Source organism: Geomonas limicola (genome assembly GCF_014193675.1).
In the GTDB taxonomy this organism is placed as follows: Bacteria; Desulfobacterota; Desulfuromonadia; order Geobacterales; family Geobacteraceae; genus Geomonas; species Geomonas limicola.
This window is the reverse complement of sequence record NZ_BLXZ01000001.1, coordinates 555,988-576,936: the sequence shown is the minus strand read 5'-3', so window position 1 is coordinate 576,936 and position 20,949 is coordinate 555,988. Positions and strand designations below refer to the sequence as shown.

Annotated in this window: 15 protein-coding genes; 12 read left to right on the top strand and 3 right to left on the bottom strand. The window is 64.8% G+C overall.

Features of this window, described 5'->3' with window-relative positions; translation table 11 throughout:
* Nucleotides 1-87: 87 nt before the first annotated feature.
* Nucleotides 88-954 carry a UTP--glucose-1-phosphate uridylyltransferase GalU gene (galU, locus tag H7688_RS02365; RefSeq protein ID WP_183359414.1) on the top strand — a complete coding sequence of 289 codons (867 nt, stop codon included), beginning with the start codon at nucleotides 88-90 and terminating at the stop codon, nucleotides 952-954.
* A gap of 206 nt (nucleotides 955-1,160) precedes the next feature.
* On the opposite strand, the gene H7688_RS02360 is transcribed toward galU, so the two are convergent.
* On the bottom strand, nucleotides 1,161-2,072 hold the full coding sequence (locus H7688_RS02360; RefSeq protein WP_183359413.1) for an energy transducer TonB family protein: 912 nt from the start codon (nucleotides 2,070-2,072) through the stop codon (nucleotides 1,161-1,163).
* Nucleotides 2,073-2,342: 270 nt separating this feature from the next.
* Between H7688_RS02360 and H7688_RS02355 the strand changes: the two genes are divergently transcribed.
* From H7688_RS02355 to H7688_RS02305, 11 genes are all read left to right on the top strand, one after another.
* Nucleotides 2,343-3,155 carry an electron transfer flavoprotein subunit beta/FixA family protein gene (locus tag H7688_RS02355; RefSeq protein WP_183359412.1) on the top strand — a complete coding sequence of 271 codons (813 nt, stop codon included), beginning with the start codon at nucleotides 2,343-2,345 and terminating at the stop codon, nucleotides 3,153-3,155.
* 160 nt (nucleotides 3,156-3,315) lie between these two features.
* Nucleotides 3,316-4,659, top strand: coding sequence for an FAD-binding protein (locus tag H7688_RS02350; RefSeq protein WP_183359411.1), 1,344 nt, complete (start codon nucleotides 3,316-3,318; stop codon nucleotides 4,657-4,659).
* A gap of 365 nt (nucleotides 4,660-5,024) precedes the next feature.
* Nucleotides 5,025-7,013 carry a (Fe-S)-binding protein gene (locus tag H7688_RS02345; protein ID WP_183359410.1) on the top strand — a complete coding sequence of 663 codons (1,989 nt, stop codon included), beginning with the start codon at nucleotides 5,025-5,027 and terminating at the stop codon, nucleotides 7,011-7,013.
* A 184-nt stretch (nucleotides 7,014-7,197) separates the two neighbouring features.
* On the top strand, nucleotides 7,198-8,313 hold the full coding sequence (locus H7688_RS02340; RefSeq protein ID WP_246329683.1) for a CapA family protein: 1,116 nt from the start codon (nucleotides 7,198-7,200) through the stop codon (nucleotides 8,311-8,313).
* Between the two features lie 6 nt (nucleotides 8,314-8,319).
* Complete coding sequence (locus H7688_RS02335; protein WP_183359409.1) at nucleotides 8,320-9,006, top strand: type 1 glutamine amidotransferase; 687 nt, start codon at nucleotides 8,320-8,322, stop codon at nucleotides 9,004-9,006.
* Nucleotides 9,007-9,120: 114 nt separating this feature from the next.
* Nucleotides 9,121-11,595: a response regulator gene (locus H7688_RS02330; protein ID WP_183359408.1), complete on the top strand. Its 2,475-nt coding sequence runs from the start codon at nucleotides 9,121-9,123 to the stop codon at nucleotides 11,593-11,595.
* Nucleotides 11,589-13,721 carry a putative bifunctional diguanylate cyclase/phosphodiesterase gene (locus H7688_RS02325; protein ID WP_183359407.1) on the top strand — a complete coding sequence of 711 codons (2,133 nt, stop codon included), beginning with the start codon at nucleotides 11,589-11,591 and terminating at the stop codon, nucleotides 13,719-13,721. Before H7688_RS02330 ends, H7688_RS02325 begins: the two co-directional genes overlap by 7 nt.
* A 267-nt stretch (nucleotides 13,722-13,988) precedes the next feature.
* On the top strand, nucleotides 13,989-14,327 hold the full coding sequence (locus H7688_RS02320; protein ID WP_183359406.1) for a P-II family nitrogen regulator: 339 nt from the start codon (nucleotides 13,989-13,991) through the stop codon (nucleotides 14,325-14,327).
* Nucleotides 14,328-14,378: 51 nt separating this feature from the next.
* On the top strand, nucleotides 14,379-15,959 hold the full coding sequence (locus H7688_RS02315; RefSeq protein ID WP_371873153.1) for an ammonium transporter: 1,581 nt from the start codon (nucleotides 14,379-14,381) through the stop codon (nucleotides 15,957-15,959).
* 338 nt (nucleotides 15,960-16,297) lie between these two features.
* Nucleotides 16,298-16,768, top strand: coding sequence for a ferritin family protein (locus tag H7688_RS02310; protein ID WP_183359405.1), 471 nt, complete (start codon nucleotides 16,298-16,300; stop codon nucleotides 16,766-16,768).
* Nucleotides 16,768-17,583: an inositol monophosphatase family protein gene (locus H7688_RS02305; RefSeq protein ID WP_246329682.1), complete on the top strand. Its 816-nt coding sequence runs from the start codon at nucleotides 16,768-16,770 to the stop codon at nucleotides 17,581-17,583. Before H7688_RS02310 ends, H7688_RS02305 begins: the two co-directional genes overlap by 1 nt.
* A gap of 221 nt (nucleotides 17,584-17,804) precedes the next feature.
* On the opposite strand, the gene ald is transcribed toward H7688_RS02305, so the two are convergent.
* Both ald and H7688_RS02295 read right to left on the bottom strand, forming a co-directional pair.
* A complete protein-coding gene (gene ald, locus H7688_RS02300; RefSeq protein WP_281379385.1) occupies nucleotides 17,805-18,977 on the bottom strand; it encodes an alanine dehydrogenase in 1,173 nt (390 codons plus the stop codon).
* Between the two features lie 270 nt (nucleotides 18,978-19,247).
* A complete protein-coding gene (locus tag H7688_RS02295; protein WP_183359404.1) occupies nucleotides 19,248-20,831 on the bottom strand; it encodes a sigma-54 interaction domain-containing protein in 1,584 nt (527 codons plus the stop codon).
* Between the last annotated feature and the right edge of the window lie 118 nt (nucleotides 20,832-20,949).

The following is a 20,949-nucleotide window of genomic DNA, read 5'->3' as shown; positions in this document are numbered from 1 at the left end:
TTTGCCCGCCCCGCGCAGCTCTTTACAAACCCGACGGCACTCCTTATTATCTTTCTGCATTAGAAAATTCTTGCAGAGGAGGGTGTCATGCGGGTGAAAAAGGCGGTTTTCCCGGTAGCAGGCCTGGGCACCAGGTTTCTGCCGGCCACCAAGTCGACCCCCAAGGAGATGCTGCCGCTCATCGACAAGCCGCTGGTGCAGTACGTGGTCGAGGAGGCGGTCGCCTCGGGCATCGAACAGATCCTCTTCGTCACCGGGCGCGGCAAGCGGGCCATCGAGGACCACTTCGACCATGCCTTCGAGCTGGAGACCCTGCTCGAGGACAAGGGTAAGACCGCCGAACTCCACGAGGTGCGCCAGATCGCCGAGATGGCCAAGATCTTCTTCGTGCGCCAGAAGCAGGCCCTGGGCCTTGGGCACGCCATCCTGTGCGCCAAGGAGTTCGTGGGGGCGGAGCCGTTCGCGGTCCTTTTGGGCGACGACATCATCGACGCCCCGGTGCCCTGCCTGGGACAGCTCCTCGACGTCTACGAAAGCTACCGCGCGCCGGTGCTCGCCCTGGAGAAGGTCCCCATGGTAAACATCTCCTCCTACGGCTGCGTGCGGGCGAACCAGCTTGCCAAGCGCGTCTACGAGGTGCTCGACCTGGTCGAGAAGCCGGCCATCATCGACGCCCCGTCTGATCTGGCCATCATCGGCCGCTACATCCTGACCCCGGGTATCTTCCCGATCCTCGAGGACCAGGCGCCGGGGAAGGGGGGCGAGATCCAGCTCACCGACGCGCTGGTGCGGCTCAGCAAACAGGAGTCCATCTTCGGCTGCCAGTTCGAGGGGCTGCGCCACGACTGCGGCGACAAGCTCGGTTTTTTGAAGGCGACGGTGGATATGGCGCTGAAGCGCGACGAGTTCAACGGGGCCTTCCAGGATTACCTGAGGATGCGGCTCTGCAGGTAGGGGATGGGGGAGGGGCGGGCAGGGTAAAGGCGACCTCCCCCCTGGCCCCCCTTTTTCAAAGGGGGGGCCAGGGGCGGCTGCAGTACTTCGGGTAAACTGGACGCGCGTTTGAACGGGCTCCGGCAGCTCCGGTTGGCATAGGGGATGTTGATTAAGGGGACGGGCACCAAGGGAGCCGGTCCCCTTTTTTCGTTTCCGGGAAAGCGCTACTGGTTGGTGAGTTCCCAGCTTGCCGAGATCCCGCCACCTTCCCGGATCACGAACGAGCAGATCAGGTTCAGGGTGTCGTGCTCCCACCTTCTGGGGAGTGGTCCCACGTAGCTCGCGGAACTGGCTGCCTTGGTGGCCAGTTCGTCGAGCTTCGCGTTGCCGCTGGTGTAGAGTATCCGGGTCCCCTCCACCATGCCATCCCGGCCGATGCGGATGTTGAGCACGGTCATCCCCACCCCCTTTTTCTCGTAGCGGTCGATGGAATTGAGCCGGTCACGCAGCGCAATGGCGAAGCGCCGGGTGAAGGTGCCGATGTTCGGATCATCGGTGTCCATGAGCCGGGTGTCACCCTGCTCGGCGTCCTCGTACTTCTTGCGGAAGTTCTCTTCGATGCGCTGGATCCCGCGTGCCGAGGGGAAGAGCCGGGCCAATTCATCGCTTTTGCCGCGCTGCGGCTTGAAGAGCCCTTCGCCGCGGCTCGGTTCGCGACCCGCATTCTCGCGGCGCGGCGCTTCCTCCCTGCCGGTCGGGCGCGCCGGGGTCCCGAGGTCTGCCTTGGGCTGCGCGGGAAGTCCCTTGCTTGGGAGTGCTTTGGCGCTTTTTGTCTCGCTCTGGGGGGGTGCCTGCTGGGGCTGCCGGGGCAGTACCGGGGCAGGGGAGAGGCGCGGGCGCTCAACGGGACGGGGTTGGCGGGTGAGCGGCGGCGCAGCCTTGGGAGGTCCCGGCTGCAGGGCGGGAGGGGGGGGCAGGGGGAGGTCTGGGATATCTTTCAGGTCCACGATGGTCGCTTCTTCGGGGTGCGGCGGCTCCTTGGGGAGTTTCGACACCGCCCAAAACGCCGCTGCGTGCAGCAGGACGGAGAGCAGGACCAGGTAGAGAAAAGTTTTTTCTATATATTTGTCGGACATCAGCTCCGCCGGGGAGGAAAGGACACTAACAGTATGAAAGGCTGGCAGAAAGCGCGCTAGGACGCTTAGAGTGCGGGCACGAATCGAAATGGTAAAAGATCGACCCTCAAATTGCAAGAGCGAACTGGTTGATATTGCTTCACGGTTGCCTCACCGTGTAAATGATGGTACATATTCCAGCATTGCTTGGATCGCCATTTATTGACTTAGATCAATTCCTTTTAACAGCACTGCTGTAGCTTCAGAGGCACCCCAACGTTCGAGGTTACTATGCTGGTTGTCGTTTGTGTCAAACAGGTTCCCGATACTACCCAGGTCCAGATCGACCCGGTCACCAACACCCTGATCCGCGAGGGGGTCCCCTTCATCGTGAATCCCTACGATACCCATGCCGTCGAGGAGGGGCTCAAGTTCAAGGACCGCTTCGGTTTCAGGGTGGCCGCCATTTCGATGGGCCCGCCCAATGCCGAGGCCACCTTGCGCAAGGCACTGGCGCTGGGGGTGGATCGCGCCATCCTGTTGTCGGACCGGGTCTTCGGCGGCGCCGATACCCTGGCCACCAGCAAGGTGCTCTCCGCAGCCATCGAGCGGCTGGCCCAGGAAGAGGAGGTCGGCGTGGTGATCTGCGGCAAGCAGACCATCGACGGCGACACGGCGCAGGTCGGCCCGGGGATAGCCACCCGCCTGGGGTATGCGCAGCTCACCCTGGTGGACCGGGTCGAGGCGCTGGACCCCACCCGGGGCAGCATCCAGGTGCGCCGCAAGCTTGAGGGGCGGCACGAGGAGGTCGAGGCGCCGCTGCCGGTCCTCCTCACCGTGGTGCGCGAACTGAACCGGCCGCGCTACCCGACCGTGGCCCAGCGTCTGGAGGCGGTGGACGCCCAGGTGGAGCTGTGGGACAACAAGGTCCTGAACCTCGACGTGAACCAGATCGGCCTCAAGGGCTCCCCGACCTGGGTAAGCCGAATCTTCTCCCCGGAGCGGGCCAAGGGGGAGATGCTGGGCGACGGCGCCCGCGATCCCGAAGGGGCCGCGCAGCTCTTGATCGACAAGATGCTGGAAAAAGACCTCTTGGCGCTGTAACCAGAGTTAAACGCCCCGGCCCCTTTCCAGTTGACGCACCCGCCATTTTTTCGACGAGCGGGAGGCGAGGCTAAGGGAGAGGTGGGGGAAGGGGACAGGTACCTCACGGAGCCAGTCCCCGAACTTTACAAGCTATTGACGGACCACCAAGGAACCTGACATGACTGATGCTGTGAAACCTCCCAAAAAACCGCGCGGCGTCGCCTCCCTTCTGGAAGGGCGGTGCATCGCCTGCGGTGCGCGCTGCCAGAGTGCCTGCCCGGTCGACGCCATCGAGATGGACGACGCCGGCGCGCCGATCATCAATACCTCCAAGTGCATCGGCTGCGTGAAATGCGTCAAGGTCTGCCCGGCCCAGGCGCTGGAGATGTCCTTTACCCCGGAGGAACTCCGGATCCTCCAGGAACTGGCGGCCACCTCGGCTGCGGCCGGCGCGCCGGTAGTGGAGGTGGACGCCGAGGAGGCGGAACTCGCCCGCAAGCTCTCCGCCTACCGCGGCGTCTGGGTATTCATCGAGCAGACCGAGGGTGAGGCCGCCAAGGTCTCCTGGGAGCTGCTCGGCAAAGGGAAGGAACTGGCTGAGGCGCGCAACTGCGAACTCGCCGCCGTGGTGATGGGCGAGGGGGTCGAGGAGCTCTGCCGCCAGGCGATCGGCTACGGCGCGCAGCGGGTCTTTTCGATGGACGCGCCGGTGTTGCGCCACTACCGGACCGACGCCTACCAGCGCGGGGTCTGCGCCCTGGTGGAGAAGTACCGTCCCGAGGTGATCCTCATGGGGGCGACAGGGCTCGGACGCGACCTGGCCGGCGTGGTCGCCACCGAACTCTCTACCGGTCTCACCGCCGACTGCACCGGGCTCTCCATCGATGACAAGGGGAACCTGATGCAGACCCGCCCTGCCTTTGGCGGCAACATCATGGCCACCATCATCTGCGACAAGTTCCGCCCCCAGATGGCCACCGTGCGCCCCCACGTGATGCCGATGCCCCCCTTCGACGCGGCGCTGACCGGCGAGGTCGTGCGCGAGAGCGTGCCGGTGACCGAGGAGGAAATGAAGGTCAAGGTGCTGAAGATCCTCATGGACGGCGGCTCCGGCTCCCAGGTGGACATCTCTGGCGCGGACTTCATCATCTCGGGTGGCAGGGGAATGATGAACAAGGAGAACTTCTCGATGCTCCAGGAGTTGGCCGACGTCCTGGGTGGCGTGGTGGGGGCCTCGCGCAGCGCGGTGGACGCCGGCTGGATGCCCCAGGACCGCCAGGTGGGGCAGACGGGTAAGACGGTGCGCCCCAAGGTGTACATCGCCTGCGGCATCTCCGGAGCGATCCAGCACCTGGTCGGCATGCAGGACTCCGACGTGGTGATCGCCATCAACCGTGATCCCGAGGCGCCGATCTTCCAGGTGGCGAGCTACGGCATCGTGGGGGACCTGTTCCAGGTGATTCCGGCGCTCACCCGCAAGCTGAAGACGCTCAAGGAGGCGCGCTCGGGGAAACGGGCGTAAGCTTGGGTCTGCAACTGCGGATCTCCAAGGCAAATCCCCCCTGTCCCCCCTTCGCAAAGGGGTGGACGTGAGGCCGGCTGAAAGGTGGATCGAACTACGGCTTCCCTGGATGTGAGCGAGAACTTCGCGATGGGGGACGCCGGGCTGCAACAGGTGGTTAGGTGATTGCTGCATGGCGGCTTCCCCCACCCCCCGACCCCTTCCCGCAAGGGGCGGGGGAGAGTTGGAACCGGTTGGTGAGGGCGCATGATCGGGTGCCCCCTGCAGAATCTTCCCAGGCCGGCTACGCAGTATTGAGCGTGGACGAGTCGTTGTTACTTGATATAACGCGGTCCCGGGCCGCATAGACGCATACGAGGTTTTTCATGATGCCGCATCCCCCCCTATTTGCCGTGCTGCTGGCCGCTTCGCTGGTCTTTTTTCTCTTCAGCGTCTACCGGAGGTTCTCGCTGGTCTTGGTAGGCCAGCCGGAAGAGCGCCTGGACCAGCCGGGGCGCCGTCTGAAGGACATGCTCCTCTACGCCTTCGCCCAGGCGCGCGTCCTTAAAAAACCCTTCGGCCTCAACCACTTCGTGATCTTCTGGTCCTTTATGATCCTGGCGATCGCCAACGGGGAGTTCCTGGTGGCCGGGGTCGTCCCGGGAATCAACCTGGGGCTGCTCCCGGCGGGGGTGCACCACGCGCTCCTCTTCCTCTTCGACCTGGTCTCGCTCTTTACCCTGGTCGCCATCGCCTTTTCCTTCGGGCGGCGTCTGCTTATCCAACCCCCGTACCTGGACAGCCGCTACGTGAAGGGGAGAAGCCCCGAGGCGTTCCTGATCCTCAGCTTCATCGCGCTCTTGATGATCGCCTACTTCGGGATGCACGGCGCGCTGATCGCGCAAGGGGTAGAAACTGCGACCGCTGCCATGCCGGTATCCACCCTGGTCGGCTCCTGGCTTGCCCCCCTGGGAACAGGGCTCGACGGCGTGGTGCTCATCTCCTGGTGGCTGCACGCCGTGGTGCTCCTGGCCTTCATCTGCTTCTTGCCGCACTCAAAGCACATGCACATCCTGACCGCCATCCCCAACTGCTACTTCGGGAGTCTCGACTGGCCCAACACCCAGCCGCGCGAGCGCTTCGAGAAGGGGGAGACCTTCGGGGTGGGGAGCGTGGAGAACTTCACCTGGAAGGACCTCTTCGACTCCTACAGCTGCACCGAGTGCGGTCGCTGCCAGGCGGCCTGCCCGGCCACCAACACGGGCAAGCCCCTGAACCCGCGCCAGATCGTGCACGCCATCAAGACGAACCTGCTGGAAAACGGGCCGGCTCTCAAGGAGGGACGCCCGGGGACCCTGCCGCTCATCGGGGACGAAGGGGAGGGGACCAACACCGAAGAGTCCATCTGGTCCTGCACCACCTGCGGCGCCTGCATGCAGGCCTGCCCGGTCCTGATCGAGCAGATGCCCAAGATCATCAAGATGCGCCGGCACCTGGTGGAGACCAAGGCACACTTCCCCGAGGAGCTTTTGAACCTGTTCGAGAACATGGAGCAGCGCTCCAACCCTTGGGGGATCGCCCCCGGCGAGCGCGCCAAGTGGGTCTCCACCCTCGACGTGAAACCGTTTGCCGCAGGCGAGACTGAGTACCTCTTCTACGTCGGGTGCGCCGGCTCCTTCGACTCGCGCACCAAGCAGGTCACCGTGGCGCTCGCCACCATCCTCGATGCGGCCGGTATTTCCTGGGGGATCCTGGGCAAGGACGAGAAGTGCTGCGGGGACAGCCTACGCCGGCTCGGTAACGAGTTCCTCTTCGACAAGATGGCCCGGGAGAACGTGGAGCTCTTCAAGGAGCGCGGCGTAACCAAGGTGATCACCCTCTGCCCGCACTGCCTGACCACTCTGAAAAACGACTACCGCCAGTTCGGGTTGGAGCTCGAGGTGCGCCACTACAGCGAGCTCATCACGGAGCTGGTGCAGACCGGGCGCCTCAAGCTCACCGGTGGTGCTGCGGGGCTTGGGACCGTCACCTACCACGACCCCTGCTATCTCGGGCGCCACAACGGCGTCTTCGACGAACCGCGGACCCTCATCGAGCAGGCGACCGGGAAACCGGTCAAGGAGATGGAGCGCAACCGGGAAAATTCCTTCTGCTGCGGTGCCGGTGGCGGGCGCATGTGGATGGAAGAGCTGACCGGTGAGCGGATCAACCACGCCCGGGTGGACGAGGCGCTTACCCAGACCCCGGACACGGTTTGCGTAGCCTGCCCCTACTGCCTCACCATGTTCGAGGACGGCCTGAAGGACCGGGGCGCCGAGAAGGTGCAGGTCCGGGACATCGCGGAAGTGATTGCCGAAAGTCTGCGCAAGGTGTAAGGTATTTTCCTGCCCGGCCGGCCCATCAGCCGGTCGGGCGGGTGCTGCATCCCGCGCCCGGCAGGATCCGGAAAGCGTCGCCTCCTGGTGCAACGGGGCAGCAGGAGCGCAGATCGGAACCTGGTTCATCTTATATTTAGTGCAGCTGCCGTGCCCCGGACAGAAACTGCCCCGAGAGAAACCTTTGTACACCCCGTTACCCCAGTCCGACTCCCGTCCCCTGCCTGTTCCGTTTACCCTGCGGCACTCCTGCCGTTGCCTCGTTCTCGTCACGCTCTTGGTGCTCCTGGTGGCCGGTACCGCCAGCGCCCAGACCGCCGGTCTCACGGTGGCCGCGGTCGGCGACGTCATGATGGGGAGCGATTTCCCCACGCCGCGGCTCCCCAAGGACCAGGGGCGCAACCTACTTACCCCGGCCGCTCCGCTTTTCCAGGGTGCCGACCTCGCGCTCGCCAACCTGGAAGGACCTCTCTTCTCGGGGGGTGACCCGGCCAAGGAACCCCTCAAGGGGCGCCGCTACCTGTTTCGCACTCCCCCCTCCTACGCGCGAAACCTCAAAAAGGCCGGGATCTCCTTCGTCTCGCTGGCCAACAACCACGCCCTGGACTTCGGGCGCGACGGGCTTACCTCCACGAGGGAGGCGCTCGACGCGGCGGGGGTCGCCTACGCCGGCAAGTCGGGCCAGGTGGCCGAGTTCCAGGTGCGCGGGCTGAAGGTCGCGGTGCTGGCCCTGGGATTCGGCGCTGGCCCGCGCTCCATCGTCTATCCGGAACGGGCGCTCGCCGAGGTGGCGGAACTGGCGCCCCGTTACGACATCCTGATCCTCTCGGTGCATGCCGGGGCCGAGGGACGCGGCGCGCTGCACGTCGCCCCGGGGCCGGAGACCTTCCTGAACGAGCCGCGCGGCGACCTGGTCCGCTTCGCCCATGCCGCCATCGACCGCGGCGCCGCGCTGGTCTTGGGCCACGGCCCCCACGTGCCGCGCGCCCTGGAGCTCTACAAGGGGCGCCTGATCGCCTACAGCCTGGGGAACTTCGCCACCTATGGCGGGGTGAGCGTGGTCGGGGAGAGCGGTTACGCGCCGCTTATCACCGTGCAGCTTTCCCGGGACGGCTCCTTCGAGAAGGGGAGGGTGGATTCCTTCCTGCAGACCTTCCAGCGCGGACCGGTGCGTGACCCCAAACAGCGCGCCTACCGCCTGATGCGCCGGCTGAGCACCGAGGACTTCCCCGGCTCGCCCCTGAGCTTCGGCCCCGACGGCGAGTTCCGTGCCGCAGGCACCCCAAAACCCAAGGAGTAACGCCAGATGTTTGTCCTGATCCAGAACGATCCCCAGTGTCCCGCCGGCAGCTGCCCGGAGCTCATCGCGGCCGCCGGATTTGCCGTGCAGACCGTCGCCGCCTTTGCGAATGAGCCGTTCCCCGAACTGGCCGAGGTGACCGGTATCATCGTCCTCGGGGGGGACATGGGGGTGCACGAGACCGAGCGCTTCCCGTACCTGGAAGGGGTGCGCGGGTTCATGCGCCGGGCACTCGACGCGGAGATTCCGCTCCTGGGGATCTGCCTGGGGGGGCAACTCCTGGCGCAGGTCGCCGGCGGCAGCGTCGCCTCCCCGTCACCCCACGGAGAAAAGGGGATCCAGCGCGTCGACCTGAACGACCGCGGCGCGGCCGACCCGCTCTTCGCCGGCTTGCCCGGGAGTTTTGTCACCTTCCAGCTGCACAATGACAGCTTCACCCCTCCCGGAGAGGCCCTGCTGCTCGGCAGTTCGCCCGCCTGCCCCGCCCAGGCCTTCCGCCTCGGCCGCAGTGCCTACGGGGTCCAGTTTCACCCCGAGGTGGACCCGGAGATCGTCGCCTGCTGGGGGAACCTACCCGATCCGCAGCTGGATCTCCTCACCGGCTTCCTCGCCCAAAAAGCGGTATTCGACGCCGCTTCCCGCACCATACTCGCCAATTTCGTCCGCCTCGCCGCAGGTTTGCGCCGCCCTTGAATTCCTAACCGATTATTGTAAAGTTCTAACGATTCGCGCCGGACCTACCTGCCGCCCCTCACCGCGAGGGGCGGCGCCATGACACCGTTTGCTTGAGCGGGGGAAGGGGGGGCTGTGACTGATCGTTGGTTTTCCACGCAGACCATCAAGGGGAAGCTTTCGACCCTGTTGCTCGCCACCAATACCTTCATCTGCCTCATCCTGCTCACCGGCTCCCTCGCTTTCCGGTCCCTGGAGCCTTCCACCCTGGTTTTCAGCGCCTGGTTTCTCGCCCTCTCCGCCCTCGCCGTGTTCGGCTCCCTGAAGCTGCTCGCTGGCCGCATCACCCTGTTGATATCCGACCCGATCCGTCACCTCACCGAAAAGATGGAGATCGTCTCCGAGCGCCAGGACTACCAGGTCCGGGTTACCAGCTGGCATGACGACGAACTGGGGCTCCTGTTCGACTGCTTCAACGGCATGCTTGCCGAGATCGCCGTGCGCGACGAGCGGCTCGCCCTGCACTCCGAGGAACTCCAGCTCGAGGTGGCCGAGCGGACCCGGGAGCTTTCCAGCGTGAACCGGCGGCTCGAGGAAAGCCTGGAGCGTGCCAGCCGGGCCATGGAAGCGGCCCAGGCGGCCAACGAGGCCAAGAGCGGCTTCCTGGCCCAGATGAGCCACGAGATCCGCACCCCGATGTACGGCATGCTGGGGATGACGGAGCTTTTGCAGAGCACCGACCTCAGCAAGGAACAGACCCGGTTCGTCGATACGGTGCGCCGTTCCGGGGAGGCGCTGCTTACCATCATCAACAACATCCTGGACTTCTCCAAGATCGAGGCGGGGCGCCTGGAACTGGAGTCGATCCCCTTCGACCTGCGCGAACTGGTGGCCGAGACGGTGGGGCTTTTTGCCGAGGACGCCGCCCGTAAGGGGCTCGAGCTGTGCTGCCTGGTGGGCGAGGATGTCGCGGGGGTGTACCAAGGGGACCCGGGCCGGCTGCGCCAGGTGATGATCAACCTCCTGGGGAACGCGATCAAGTTCACCCCGGCCGGGAGCGTGACCCTCGAGGTTTCGCGGGTGGAGGCGACCCTGGTCCGCTTCCGGGTCAGCGACACCGGCATCGGGATCCCGCCCGAGCAGCAGGGGCGTATCTTCGAACAGTTTGCCCAGGCCGACGAGTCGATCACCCGGCGCTACGGCGGTACGGGACTCGGACTGGTGATCGCACGGCAACTCACCGAGCTGATGGGGGGGGCTATCACCCTGGAAAGCGCCCCCGGGTGCGGCTCCACCTTCTCTTTCACGGTGCGCCTGACCGAGACCCCGCCCGAACCGCTCACCTGGCCCGCGACCGGCAACCTGGGTGCCCTGCGCGGCAAGCGGGCGCTCCTTGCCTCGGCGGACGCTTTGGTGAGCCACGCGCTCCTCGAACAGCTGAGCGGCTGGGGAGTCGACGTCGAGCGTGCCGAAGACGCCTCCCGGGCGCTCTGCCGGGTCGTCGCAGCACCTTTCGACCTGGTGATCATCGACGAGGTGTTGGGGGGGGCGGACGGCCTGGAACTGGCCGCCTCGGTGCGCGCCCTGCCGGCCGGTCGCTCGCTGCGCCTGGTTCTCCTGCCCGACGACCGCAAGCCGCGCCGGGAACTCCTGGAGCGGGAGAGCGGCGTCGCAGTGGCGCTCTCCCGGCCGCTCACCCCGCAGAGACTCTACGCCACCCTGGTCCGGGCCCTCGGGATGGAACCGGAGAGCGAAGCCGGACCGGGCGCCGGTTGCCTGAGACGGGCGCCCCACGTGCTGCTGGTCGAGGACAACCCGGTGAACCAGGAAGTAGGGCGCGGCATGCTGGAGAGCCTGGGGTGCAGCGTGGAGCTGGCCCAGGACGGGCTGGAGGCCCTGGACTGGGTGGGGCGCAACCCCTACGACCTGGTCTTTATGGACAGCCAGATGCCGGAACTGGACGGACTTGAAGCCACGCGGCGCATCAGGGAGTGGGAAGCGGCCGGAGGGAAACCCGGGGGGTGCGGCACGGCGGAAAAGGGGGACCAGCCCATAACCGTGAGCGGCAGCCCGGGTACGTCTGGCAAACGGCTCCCCATCGTCATGCTCACCGCCTTCGCCATGAAGGGAGACCGCGAGAACTGCATCGCCTCGGGGGCCGACGACTACCTTTCCAAGCCCTTCAGCCGCGAGGAACTCTCCCGGGTCATGCGCCGGTACCTGAACATGGTGGCCGCGCTGCCGGAAGAGGGGGCGATCAGCCGGGGCCACAACAGCGGTGCCATCGAAATGATCACGATGCTCCCCGGCGAGCGCGGCAAGGAGGTGCTGCGCAAGGTGGTGGACTTCTACCTCTTGAGTACCCCAACGCTGCTGCAGACCTTGCGGGAGGCGGAGTCCGGCAAGGATCCCGAGAAACTCAAGGCGGCGGCGCACAGCTTCAAATCGAGCAGTGCCAACCTGGGTGCCCTGCGCCTGGCCGACGTCTGCCTGGAACTGGAGACGCTGGGCCGCGCCGGTTCCACCGAGGGGGCCCTGCCGCTACTTATGCAAGTCGAGGAAGAGTACCGGATGGTACGCGAGGCCTTGCAGGGAGGCGCACTATGCTGACCAGGAAGACAAAACGGGCGACCCCGCTGGTGATGGTGGTGGACGACGACCACGCGGTGCGGCTCTTGGCCAGGGAGACCCTGGAGCACTCGGGGTTCACGGTGCGCGACGCCGGTAGCGGCGAGGAGGCGCTGGAAACCTTCGAGGAGAGTCGTCCGGATATCGTCCTGCTGGACGTGATGATGTCGGGGATCGACGGGTTCTCAGTCTGCAGTGCGATCAGGCGCACCCTGGCTGGGCGCGATACCCCCGTTCTCATGATGACGGGGCTCGACGACCTGGAGTCGATCAACTGCGCCTACGAGGCCGGCGCCACCGACTTCATCACCAAGCCGATCAACTGGCACATCCTGCGCTATCGGGTCAACTACATGCTGAGGGCCAGCACGGCGCTGGACCAGCTCAGGGAAAGCCGGGAGGGGCTCGCGCACGCCCAGAGCCTCGCCCACATCGGCTCCTGGGAGTGGGACCTCACCAGCGGGGATATCCACTGCTCCGAGGAGGTCTACAACATCTGCTGCTCGGACCGCTTAAGACTGGTCAACCCGATCCTCGACCCGGTGCACCAGCTGGACCGCAGCTTCGTGGAGAGCTCCGTGCAGGACGCCATCGCCAGGCGCGCGCCGCTGAGCTTCGACTACCGGATCCTTTTGGACGATGCGGTGGAGCGCACCCTGCACGCCGAACTGGTGACCGTCCTTGACCACGAGGGGAAACCAGTCTCGCTCACCGGCACCATCCAGGACATAACCGAGAGAAAGCACGCCGAGGAACAGATCCGGCTTCTTGCCTACTACGATGCGCTCACCGGCCTTCCCAACCGGCGATTTTTCCTGCAGCAGCTGGAACAGGCGCTGGTCTATGCCAACCGCAACGACCGGCTGCTCGCGGTGCTCTTCCTGGACCTGGACCGTTTCAAGCTGGTGAACGACACCCTGGGGCATGGGGTGGGGGATCGCCTCTTGCAGGACGTGGCGGACCGCCTGCTGCGCTGCGTGAGGCGCAGCGACTGCCTGGCGCGCGGTGACGAGGATGGCCCCCCCTCGCTGGTCTCCCGCCTGGGTGGGGACGAGTTCACCATCATGCTCTCGGATATCGACCACTTCCAGGACGTCGCCAAGGTGGCCCGGCGCATCCTGGAGGCGATCTCGCTCCCCTACTCGCTGGAAGGGCAGGAGGTCTTCCTCTCCACCTCGATAGGCATCAGCCTCTACCCCTTCGATGCCTGTACCGCGAGCGACCTGATTCGAAACGCGGACGGCGCCATGTACCAGGCGAAGGAACAGGGGAGAAACGGCTACCAGATCTACGACGAGTCGATGAACGCCAAGGCCCTGGAGCGCATCATCCTGGAGAGCCAGCTGCACAAGGCGCTGAAGGACAACGAGTTCACCGTGTACTACCAACCGCAGGTCTGCGCGCGCACCGGCGAGGTGGTCGGCCTGGAGGCCCTGGTACGCTGGAACAGCCGGGAACTGGGGATCGTCGAACCGGGGCGCTTCCTTGCCCTTGCCGAGGAGATCGGCCTGGTGATCCAGATCGACCAGTGGATGATGCGCGAGGCCTGCCGGCAGCACAAGGCCTGGATCGATGCGGGGTTCGCCCCTGTTACCCTGGCGCTCAACATCTCGGGGCAGCACTTCCTGAAAAACGACCTGCTCGACACGGTGACCGCGGTACTGGGACAGACCGGGCTGGACCCGGGGCTCCTGGAGCTGGAACTCACCGAAGGGGTGCTCATGGCCCACACCGAGAAGACCGTGAAGACCCTGAAGGCCCTCAAGGAGATGGGGGTGCGCCTGGCGATCGACGATTTCGGTACCGGCTTCTCCTCGCTCTCCTACCTGAAACGGTTCCCCCTCGACGTCCTGAAGATCGACCGCACCTTCATAAACGACATCACTACCGACCCCGACGACGCCGCCATCACCCTCGCCACCATCGAAATGGCGCACACCCTGAAGCTGCAGGTGATCGCCGAGGGGGTCGAGACTACCGACCAGCTCGAGTTCCTGGTGAGCCACGGCTGCGACACCTACCAGGGTTACCTGTTCAGCCGGCCGCTCCCCCCGGAGGGCATCCCCCCCCTGTTGACCGGTTTCAGCTCCCTTTCCTCAGGCGCCTGATGGCCGCAGGGGAACCCGTTCCCCTGCGCCGCCGTGCTCCCCTCCTCCCCCCCGCCTACCTCCTGCCTACAAAAGCGACAGCCTAAAAAAACCGCTATCGACTGCCTTGCGATGCAGCGTCCTGCCTCAAAAATGTGCACGCACTGGTGCGCCCCGGAGGGCATTATTTGTAAGGTGCTGTAACGACGCCATTTTAAAAACTGGCACGCGGCGTGCTAATCATTTGACTGCAGCGAGGCAACTACATCAAAGGGGAGGGGGCAAGCAATGAAGCTTATTCAAGCGATCATCAAGCCGTTTAAGCTGGACGAAGTAAAAGATGCCTTGAACGAGATCGGCATCGAAGGGATCACGGTCAGTGAGGTGAAAGGCTTCGGCCGTCAGAAAGGGCACACGGAACTCTACCGCGGCGCCGAGTATGTCGTGGATTTCATCCCCAAGGTGAAGATCGAGATCGCGGTTGCCGACGAACTGGTTGCCAAGGTCGTGGGCGCTGTGGAACAGACCGCCAAGACCGGCCGGATCGGCGACGGCAAGATCTTCGTGATGCCCCTCGACGAGGCGATCAGGATCAGGACCGGGGAAAAAGGCGACGAGGCTATTTAATTCAATCACCATTTTTTCGAACCAGAAAAAATCCCTATAGGAGAGAAGACAATGATACGAAGAGGTATCCGCAACGTGGCTGCCCGGGTGGCAGGAGACACCGCTTCTGCAAGCGGTAAGATGGTCCTTTCCCTTTCCAAGTACGCACTGCTCGCCTGCCTGATGGCTGCGCCGCTCTTGGCCCAGGCCGAAGAGAAGGCAGCTCCCGCAGCAGCCGCTCCGGTTGCCGCTGCCGCACCTGCCGCAGCGCCGGCAGCTCCCGCCGCCGCACCGGCAGCAAGTGCCCCGGCCGCAGCACCGGCCGCAGCCGCAGCAGCCCCGGCTCCGGGCGCACCGGCCGCAGCCCCTGCTCCCAAGAACGTCGACCCGGTCCTCAACACCGGCGACACTGCCTGGATGCTGGTTTCCGCCGCGCTGGTGCTCTTCATGACCCCCGGCCTCGCCCTGTTCTACGGCGGCATGGTGCGCTCCAAGAACGTGCTCTCCACCATGATGCACTCCATGGTCGCCATGGGGATCGTCGGCGTGCAGTGGGTCATCATCGGCTACTCGCTCTCCTTTGGTCCCGACCTGGGTCACGGGCTCTTGGGTAACTTCAGCAAGGCGATGCTGAACGGCCTGATCACCTTCAAGGACGGCAACCCGGTCTACGCGCTGTTCCAGAACGTGCCGACCGAGCCGGGCTCCATCCCCGAGTTCGTCTTCTCCATGTACCAGTGCATGTTCGCCATGATCACCGTGGCCCTGGTTTCCGGCGCTCTCGCCGAGCGCATCAAGTTCTCCGCCTACTGCGTCTTCGTGCTGCTCTGGACCACCCTGGTCTACGACCCGATCGCACACTGGGTCTGGATGAGCGACGGCTGGCTCTTCAAGCTGGGCGCACTGGACTTCGCAGGCGGCACCGTCGTACACCTCTCCTCCGGTATCTCGGCCCTGGTCATCCTCTACTTCCTCGGCAAGCGTCACGGCTTCCCGCAGGAGCGCATGGCTCCGCACAGCCTCCCGCTGACCCTGATCGGCGTAGGCATCCTCTGGTTCGGCTGGTTCGGCTTCAACGCGGGTTCCGCCATCGTCGGTCCGAACTGCTCTGACGCAGCAGGCGGCCTGGCCGGCCTCGCCTTCACCACCACCATGGTGGCCCCTGCCGTGGCAGGCCTTACCTGGATGATCGCCGAGTGGATCCACGCCGGCAAACCTTCCGCCCTGGGCTTCGGCTCCGGCGTCGTGGCAGGCCTCGTTGTCATCACCCCCGCAGCCGGCTTCGTACAGCCGGGTGCCGCCATCCTGATGGGTATCGCCGGCGGCCTGGTTTGCTACCTCGGCGTCCTGGTGAAGGCGAAACTGAAGTACGACGACTCCCTGGATGCCTTCGGCGTGCACGGCATCGGCGGCACCACCGGCGCCATCCTGACCGGCGTCTTTGCTACCGTCGGCGCCACCGGCCTTACTTCCGGCAACGGCAAGCAGTTCGTCACCCAGCTGATCGCAGTCGGCGCCGCAGCAGCCTACGCAGTGGTGGTAACCTTCATCATCGGCTTCGCGATCAAGATGACCATCGGCTTCCGCGTCGAGAAGGAAGACGAGATCATGGGCCTCGACCAGACCCAGCACTCCGAGACCGCGTACAACTAACCGGTCTTCAGTAAAGGCTTCCCCCCAACGGGAGGGATCTTCGGATCCCTCCTTTTTTTGTGCCCGGCGTCGGGCGCACCCTCCTGTGGCGGAGCATTTCCTTGGCAAAGGGTGTGCTCCCGGAATAACTATATGCTGCTCTCCCGGCCGGGGCTCTCACAGGACCTCGGCGCACTGGCTCAGGAGGCAGCACGGTCGGCACTAGAGGAGGCTTGGCTGTCGGTAGTGCCAGTTGTTCTCTGTCAGTGGAACTCCTGATCCAGAATTTCTGGTTTTTTTGTATTTGACAGAATTTCTGGTACTGTTTTCCAGCCGCAAATCTTCGCATGGGAGGGCGTATGGAATCACATGACGTGGTGCTCCGAAAGACTGGCGAGGGGAGAGCTTACTACGAGGGGTGCCAGACCGCAGTCGGTCTGCCTGGGGTCGCAGGGATGTTCGCCCTGCTCTCCGAGGATGAAGAACGGCACGCCGAGGCCCTCAAGGCTCAACAGGAGGGTGTGTTGGTCGATCTCCCCCAATCCCGTACCCTGGACGGGGCGCGCTTCATCCTGCGCAACCTGGCGGTGCAGCTCTCCGGGCTCGAGCAGCTCGACGAAGAACTGGTTTGCGTGAGCCGCGCCATGGATTTCGAGGCTGCCAGCGTCAGGCTCTACGGTCAACTGGCCCGTGAGGCCCAGCACCACTGGGAGAAGGAACTCTACCTGAAGATAGCCGCCGATGACGAGATGCACTTTACCCTGCTCGAGCAGATGCGGGAGCTTCTGGAAATTCTCCCCGAGGACGTGCAGGACCTACCCAAACACTGATGGAGTACCGGATGCCGACCGAGCAGGAACTGGAGCAATTTCTCGCAACCGCAAGCGCGGCCGCGCTCGAGGCAGGCAAGCTGCAGAAGGAGCGCCTCTGGGGCGATTTTGCCATTGATTTCAAGGGGGATATCGACCTGGTGACCGAGGTGGACCGGGCCTGCGAGGAGCTCATCATCTCCCGGCTTGCGGCCGCCTTCCCGGGGCACGGCTTTCTCGCCGAGGAGGAGGGGGCCAAGCGCAGCGACTCCCGCTACAAGTGGATCATCGATCCCCTGGACGGCACCACCAACTTTGCCCACGGCTTCCCCTGGTTCTGCGTCTCGATAGCACTGGAGTTCCAGGGGGAGCTGGCTGTCGGGGTGATCTACCACTGCATGATGGACGAACTCTTCACGGCCTGCAAAGGGGGGGGCGCCTTCCTGAACGGCCGGCCGATCCGGGTCTCCACCCGGACCCCGCTGAGGCGGGCACTGGTGGCGACGGGATTTCCCTACGACGTGGCCCGCGACAACGAGAACAACTTCGCGAACTTCTTCGAACTGCAACTGGCGGCGCGCGGCGTTCGGCGCGCCGGAGCCGCGGCGCTCGACCTGGCCTACGTCGCCGCCGGACGGCTTGACGGCTACTGGGAGGTGAAGCTGAAACCCTGGGACGTGGCGGCAGGCACGCTCCTGGTCCTCGAAGCCGGGGGGCGGGTCACCAACCAGGAAGGAGCGGGGTACACCGTCTACGACCACCGGATTCTCGCCAGTAACGGCGGGATTCACGACGAGATGCTCGAGGCCCTGAAACGGGCCGGGTCTGCTCGTTGAGTCGAGCAGCGGCCGGTGCCGCAGAGTCCCCCCTTCATCGCCCCTGGTCGCCCGCGCGGCGCAGGGGTTTTTCCGTACCTTAGGAAGCCTCGCCCTAAACACATAGTTTGGTAGGGGGGCTTGCCGGTGAGCCCTGGAGCGGCCGGCACCTGGTGGCAGCTTGAACGAAAAACGCCCCCTCGGGTGGAGGGGGCGCTGGTGTGTGACGATGCGGTGCCGAGCTAGGGGATGGAGATGAGCAGCTGGTCGACCGGGGTGTACTCAAGGCCGAAGGCCTCCGCGACCCCCTGGTAGGTCACCTTGCCGCAGGCCACGTTGACCCCGGCGCGGATGCCGGCGTGCTTGCGCACCACCTCGCGCCAATCTTCGGCGGCGATGGCGGCCGCGTAGGGGAGGGTGGCGTTGGTAAGCGCCACGGTCGAGGTCAGCGGTACCGCACCGGGCATGTTGGCGACGCAGTAGTGCAGGATGCCATCCACTTCGTAGGTCGGGGTGGTGTGGGTGGTCGGACGCGAGGTCTCGAAACAGCCCCCCTGGTCGATGGCGATGTCCACCAGCACCGCGCCTTTTTTCATGGTCTTCAGCATCTCGCGGGTCACCAGCTTGGGGGCCTTCGCCCCGTGCACCAGGACCGCGCCGATCACCACGTCGGCCTGCTGTACCAGGTCACGGATGGTGGCCGGCGACGACATCATCGGGAAGCAGTTCTTGGGCATCACCTCGGAGAGGTGCCGCAGACGGTTCAGGCTGGTGTCCAGGAGGTACACCTTGGCACCCAGGCCGCAGGCCATCTGGGCTGCGTGGGTGCCCACCACGCCACCGCCGATGACCAGGACGTTCGCCGGCGGCACGCCGGGGACGCCACCCAGGAGGATACCGCGCCCACCCTGGGCCCGCTCGGAGTACTTGGCTGCCTGTTGAGCCGCCATGCGCCCGGCCACCTCGCTCATCGGGGTAAGCAGCGGCAGGGTGTTGTCGGCGTCGACGATGGTCTCGTAGGCGATGGCGATGGCGCCGGTCTTCAGCATGGCGCGGGTCAGCTCCTCGCAGGCCGCAAAGTGGAAGTAGGTGAAGACGATCTGGCCGGGACGGATCAGTTCGTACTCGCTGGGCTGGGGCTCTTTGACGTGCATCACCATTTCGGAACGCGCGTAGACTTCGGCGGCAGTCGCCACGATCTCAGCGCCGGCTGCCTGGTAGGCCTCGTTGCTGAACCCGCTCCCCACGCCGGCAAGCGACTCGACCAGCACCTGGTGACCTTTGGCGGTCATCACTTCCACACCGGCCGGTGTCATGGATACCCTGTTTTCTTCGGTCTTAATCTCCTTCAAAATCCCGACGATCACGATCGCTTCTCCTTCTTCACTGGAATTGCCCGCAAGGGGCGCTGTCATTGTCTGACGCTCCTGTTTACAAGACGGATGCCAACCAGGCGTCACGGGACGCGACTCGCCACACGGTTTCTGAGTTATGTGGTGCAAATGACCTAAATATAACCTCTTTTTCAAATGGTGCAGCAGTGATTGCCTGCTTGAGGGGGCGTGGGAGGTGAGGTATCGTATCTGAGGAATGGAACGAAAACGTGCCAATATGGCTGGTGGTAACTGCTAAACCACGTCTTTACAGTATCTTGCGATGTGGCAATAAAATGAACCAGTGGAAAGTTATCGTGCCAGTGTCAGGCCGAGCTTTTTGATCTTGTTCAGCAAGGTGGTGTGCGACACCCCGAGGGCCCGTGCCGCCTCGCGAATGCTGCCTGACATCTGGAGCCTCTGGGAGATGACCTGGCGTTCGAACTGGTCGACCTGCTGGCCGAGCGAATCGCCGGGCTGCTCCGTGTCGCTGCGTAGCGCTTCTCCGGCGAGGGCGGCGGGGGCTCCGGCACCGAAGAGCACGTGCTCCGCCTCGATCACCGCGCCCGGGCAGAGGATGGAGGCCCGCTCGATGACGTTACGCAACTCGCGGATATTTCCCGGCCAGCGGTGTCCGGCGAGTTTGGCCAGGGCGGCCGGGGCGAGACGCTGGGCGGTCTTTCCCAGGGTGGAGTTCAGGTGAAACAGGAAGTGCTCGGCCAGGGGGCCGATGTCCTCGATACGCTCGCGCAACGCCGGTATCTGAATCTGGAAAACGTTGATCCGGTAGTAGAGGTCTTCACGGAAAAGCCCCTGATCCATCATCCGTTCCAGGTTCTTGTTGGTGGCGGTGATGATGCGCACGTTGACCGGCATCTCCCGAGTCCCGCCGATGCGGCGCACCCGGCGCTCCTGAAGGACCCGGAGCATCTTCGCCTGCAGGGTAAGCGGGATCTCGGCGATCTCGTCGAGGAACAGGGTGCCGTCCTGGGCGATCTCGAAGAGTCCCGGTTTGCCTTCCCGGCGTGCACCGGTGAAGGCACCGCCGGCGTAGCCGAACAGCTCGCTTTCCAGAAGCGTCTCGGGAAGTGCCGCGCAGTTCACCGGCACAAAGGGGCCCGGGCGGCCGCTTTCCGCGTGGATCGCGCTGGCAAAGAGCTCTTTGCCGGTGCCGCTTTCGCCACGCAGGGAGACCACCGGGTCGGTGCGGGCGAGCTTCTGGGCGATGGAAATGACGTCGCGCAAGGCGGGGCTCGAGCCGATGATCTCGCGGAAGGTCACCTGGAGGGGGTGCGAGACGGCATGGGCCATCTCCTTGATCTCGCGCAGCTCCTTGAGGATCTCCACGGCCCCCACCACCTGTCCCCGGGAGTCCCGGATCGGTTTGCCGGTCGCCAGAAACTGGAAACGGCCGCGCTCGGTGATCAGGTCGCGATTCACCTGGCGGTACCCCGGGCCGGTCAGACAGTCGAGGATGCGGGAGCCGCTCAGTTCCAGTGCACGCAGCTCCCGACCGATCAGGTCGTCTTCGGGAGTACCGAGGATTTCCCGCGCCACCTGGTTCACCATGGTGATCTTCCCGGTCTCGTCGACGGCGAGGATACCGTCGCGTATGTTGTCCAGAACGATCTGCACCCGTTTCTCGCGTTTTTCAAGCGGCAGGGTATGAATGGGGGAGATCTCGGTGAGGCTTGCGATCGTGCGCAGGCCCGTCAAGAGCTCGTTGAGGTCAAGCGGCGGGGTGAGCTGCGCCTCGAGGTAAACGATGGCACGGTCGCCGACCACCTCGACCTCCATGGAGAGGATGTTGGCCCCCCGGTCGGACATGACCGTGGCGATGTTGGCGACGATGCCGACCCGGTCGGTGCCGGCAATCTGGAGCTTGACGGTATTCATGGGAAATCCTGGGCGGAGGTAAGTGGGGCGCAGTATAGCGGATTCTCCGGGACAAATCATGATCTTTCTTGCGACAGGGAACCGGTGCCCGCAGTACCCCGCGGGTCGGGGTTCCAAT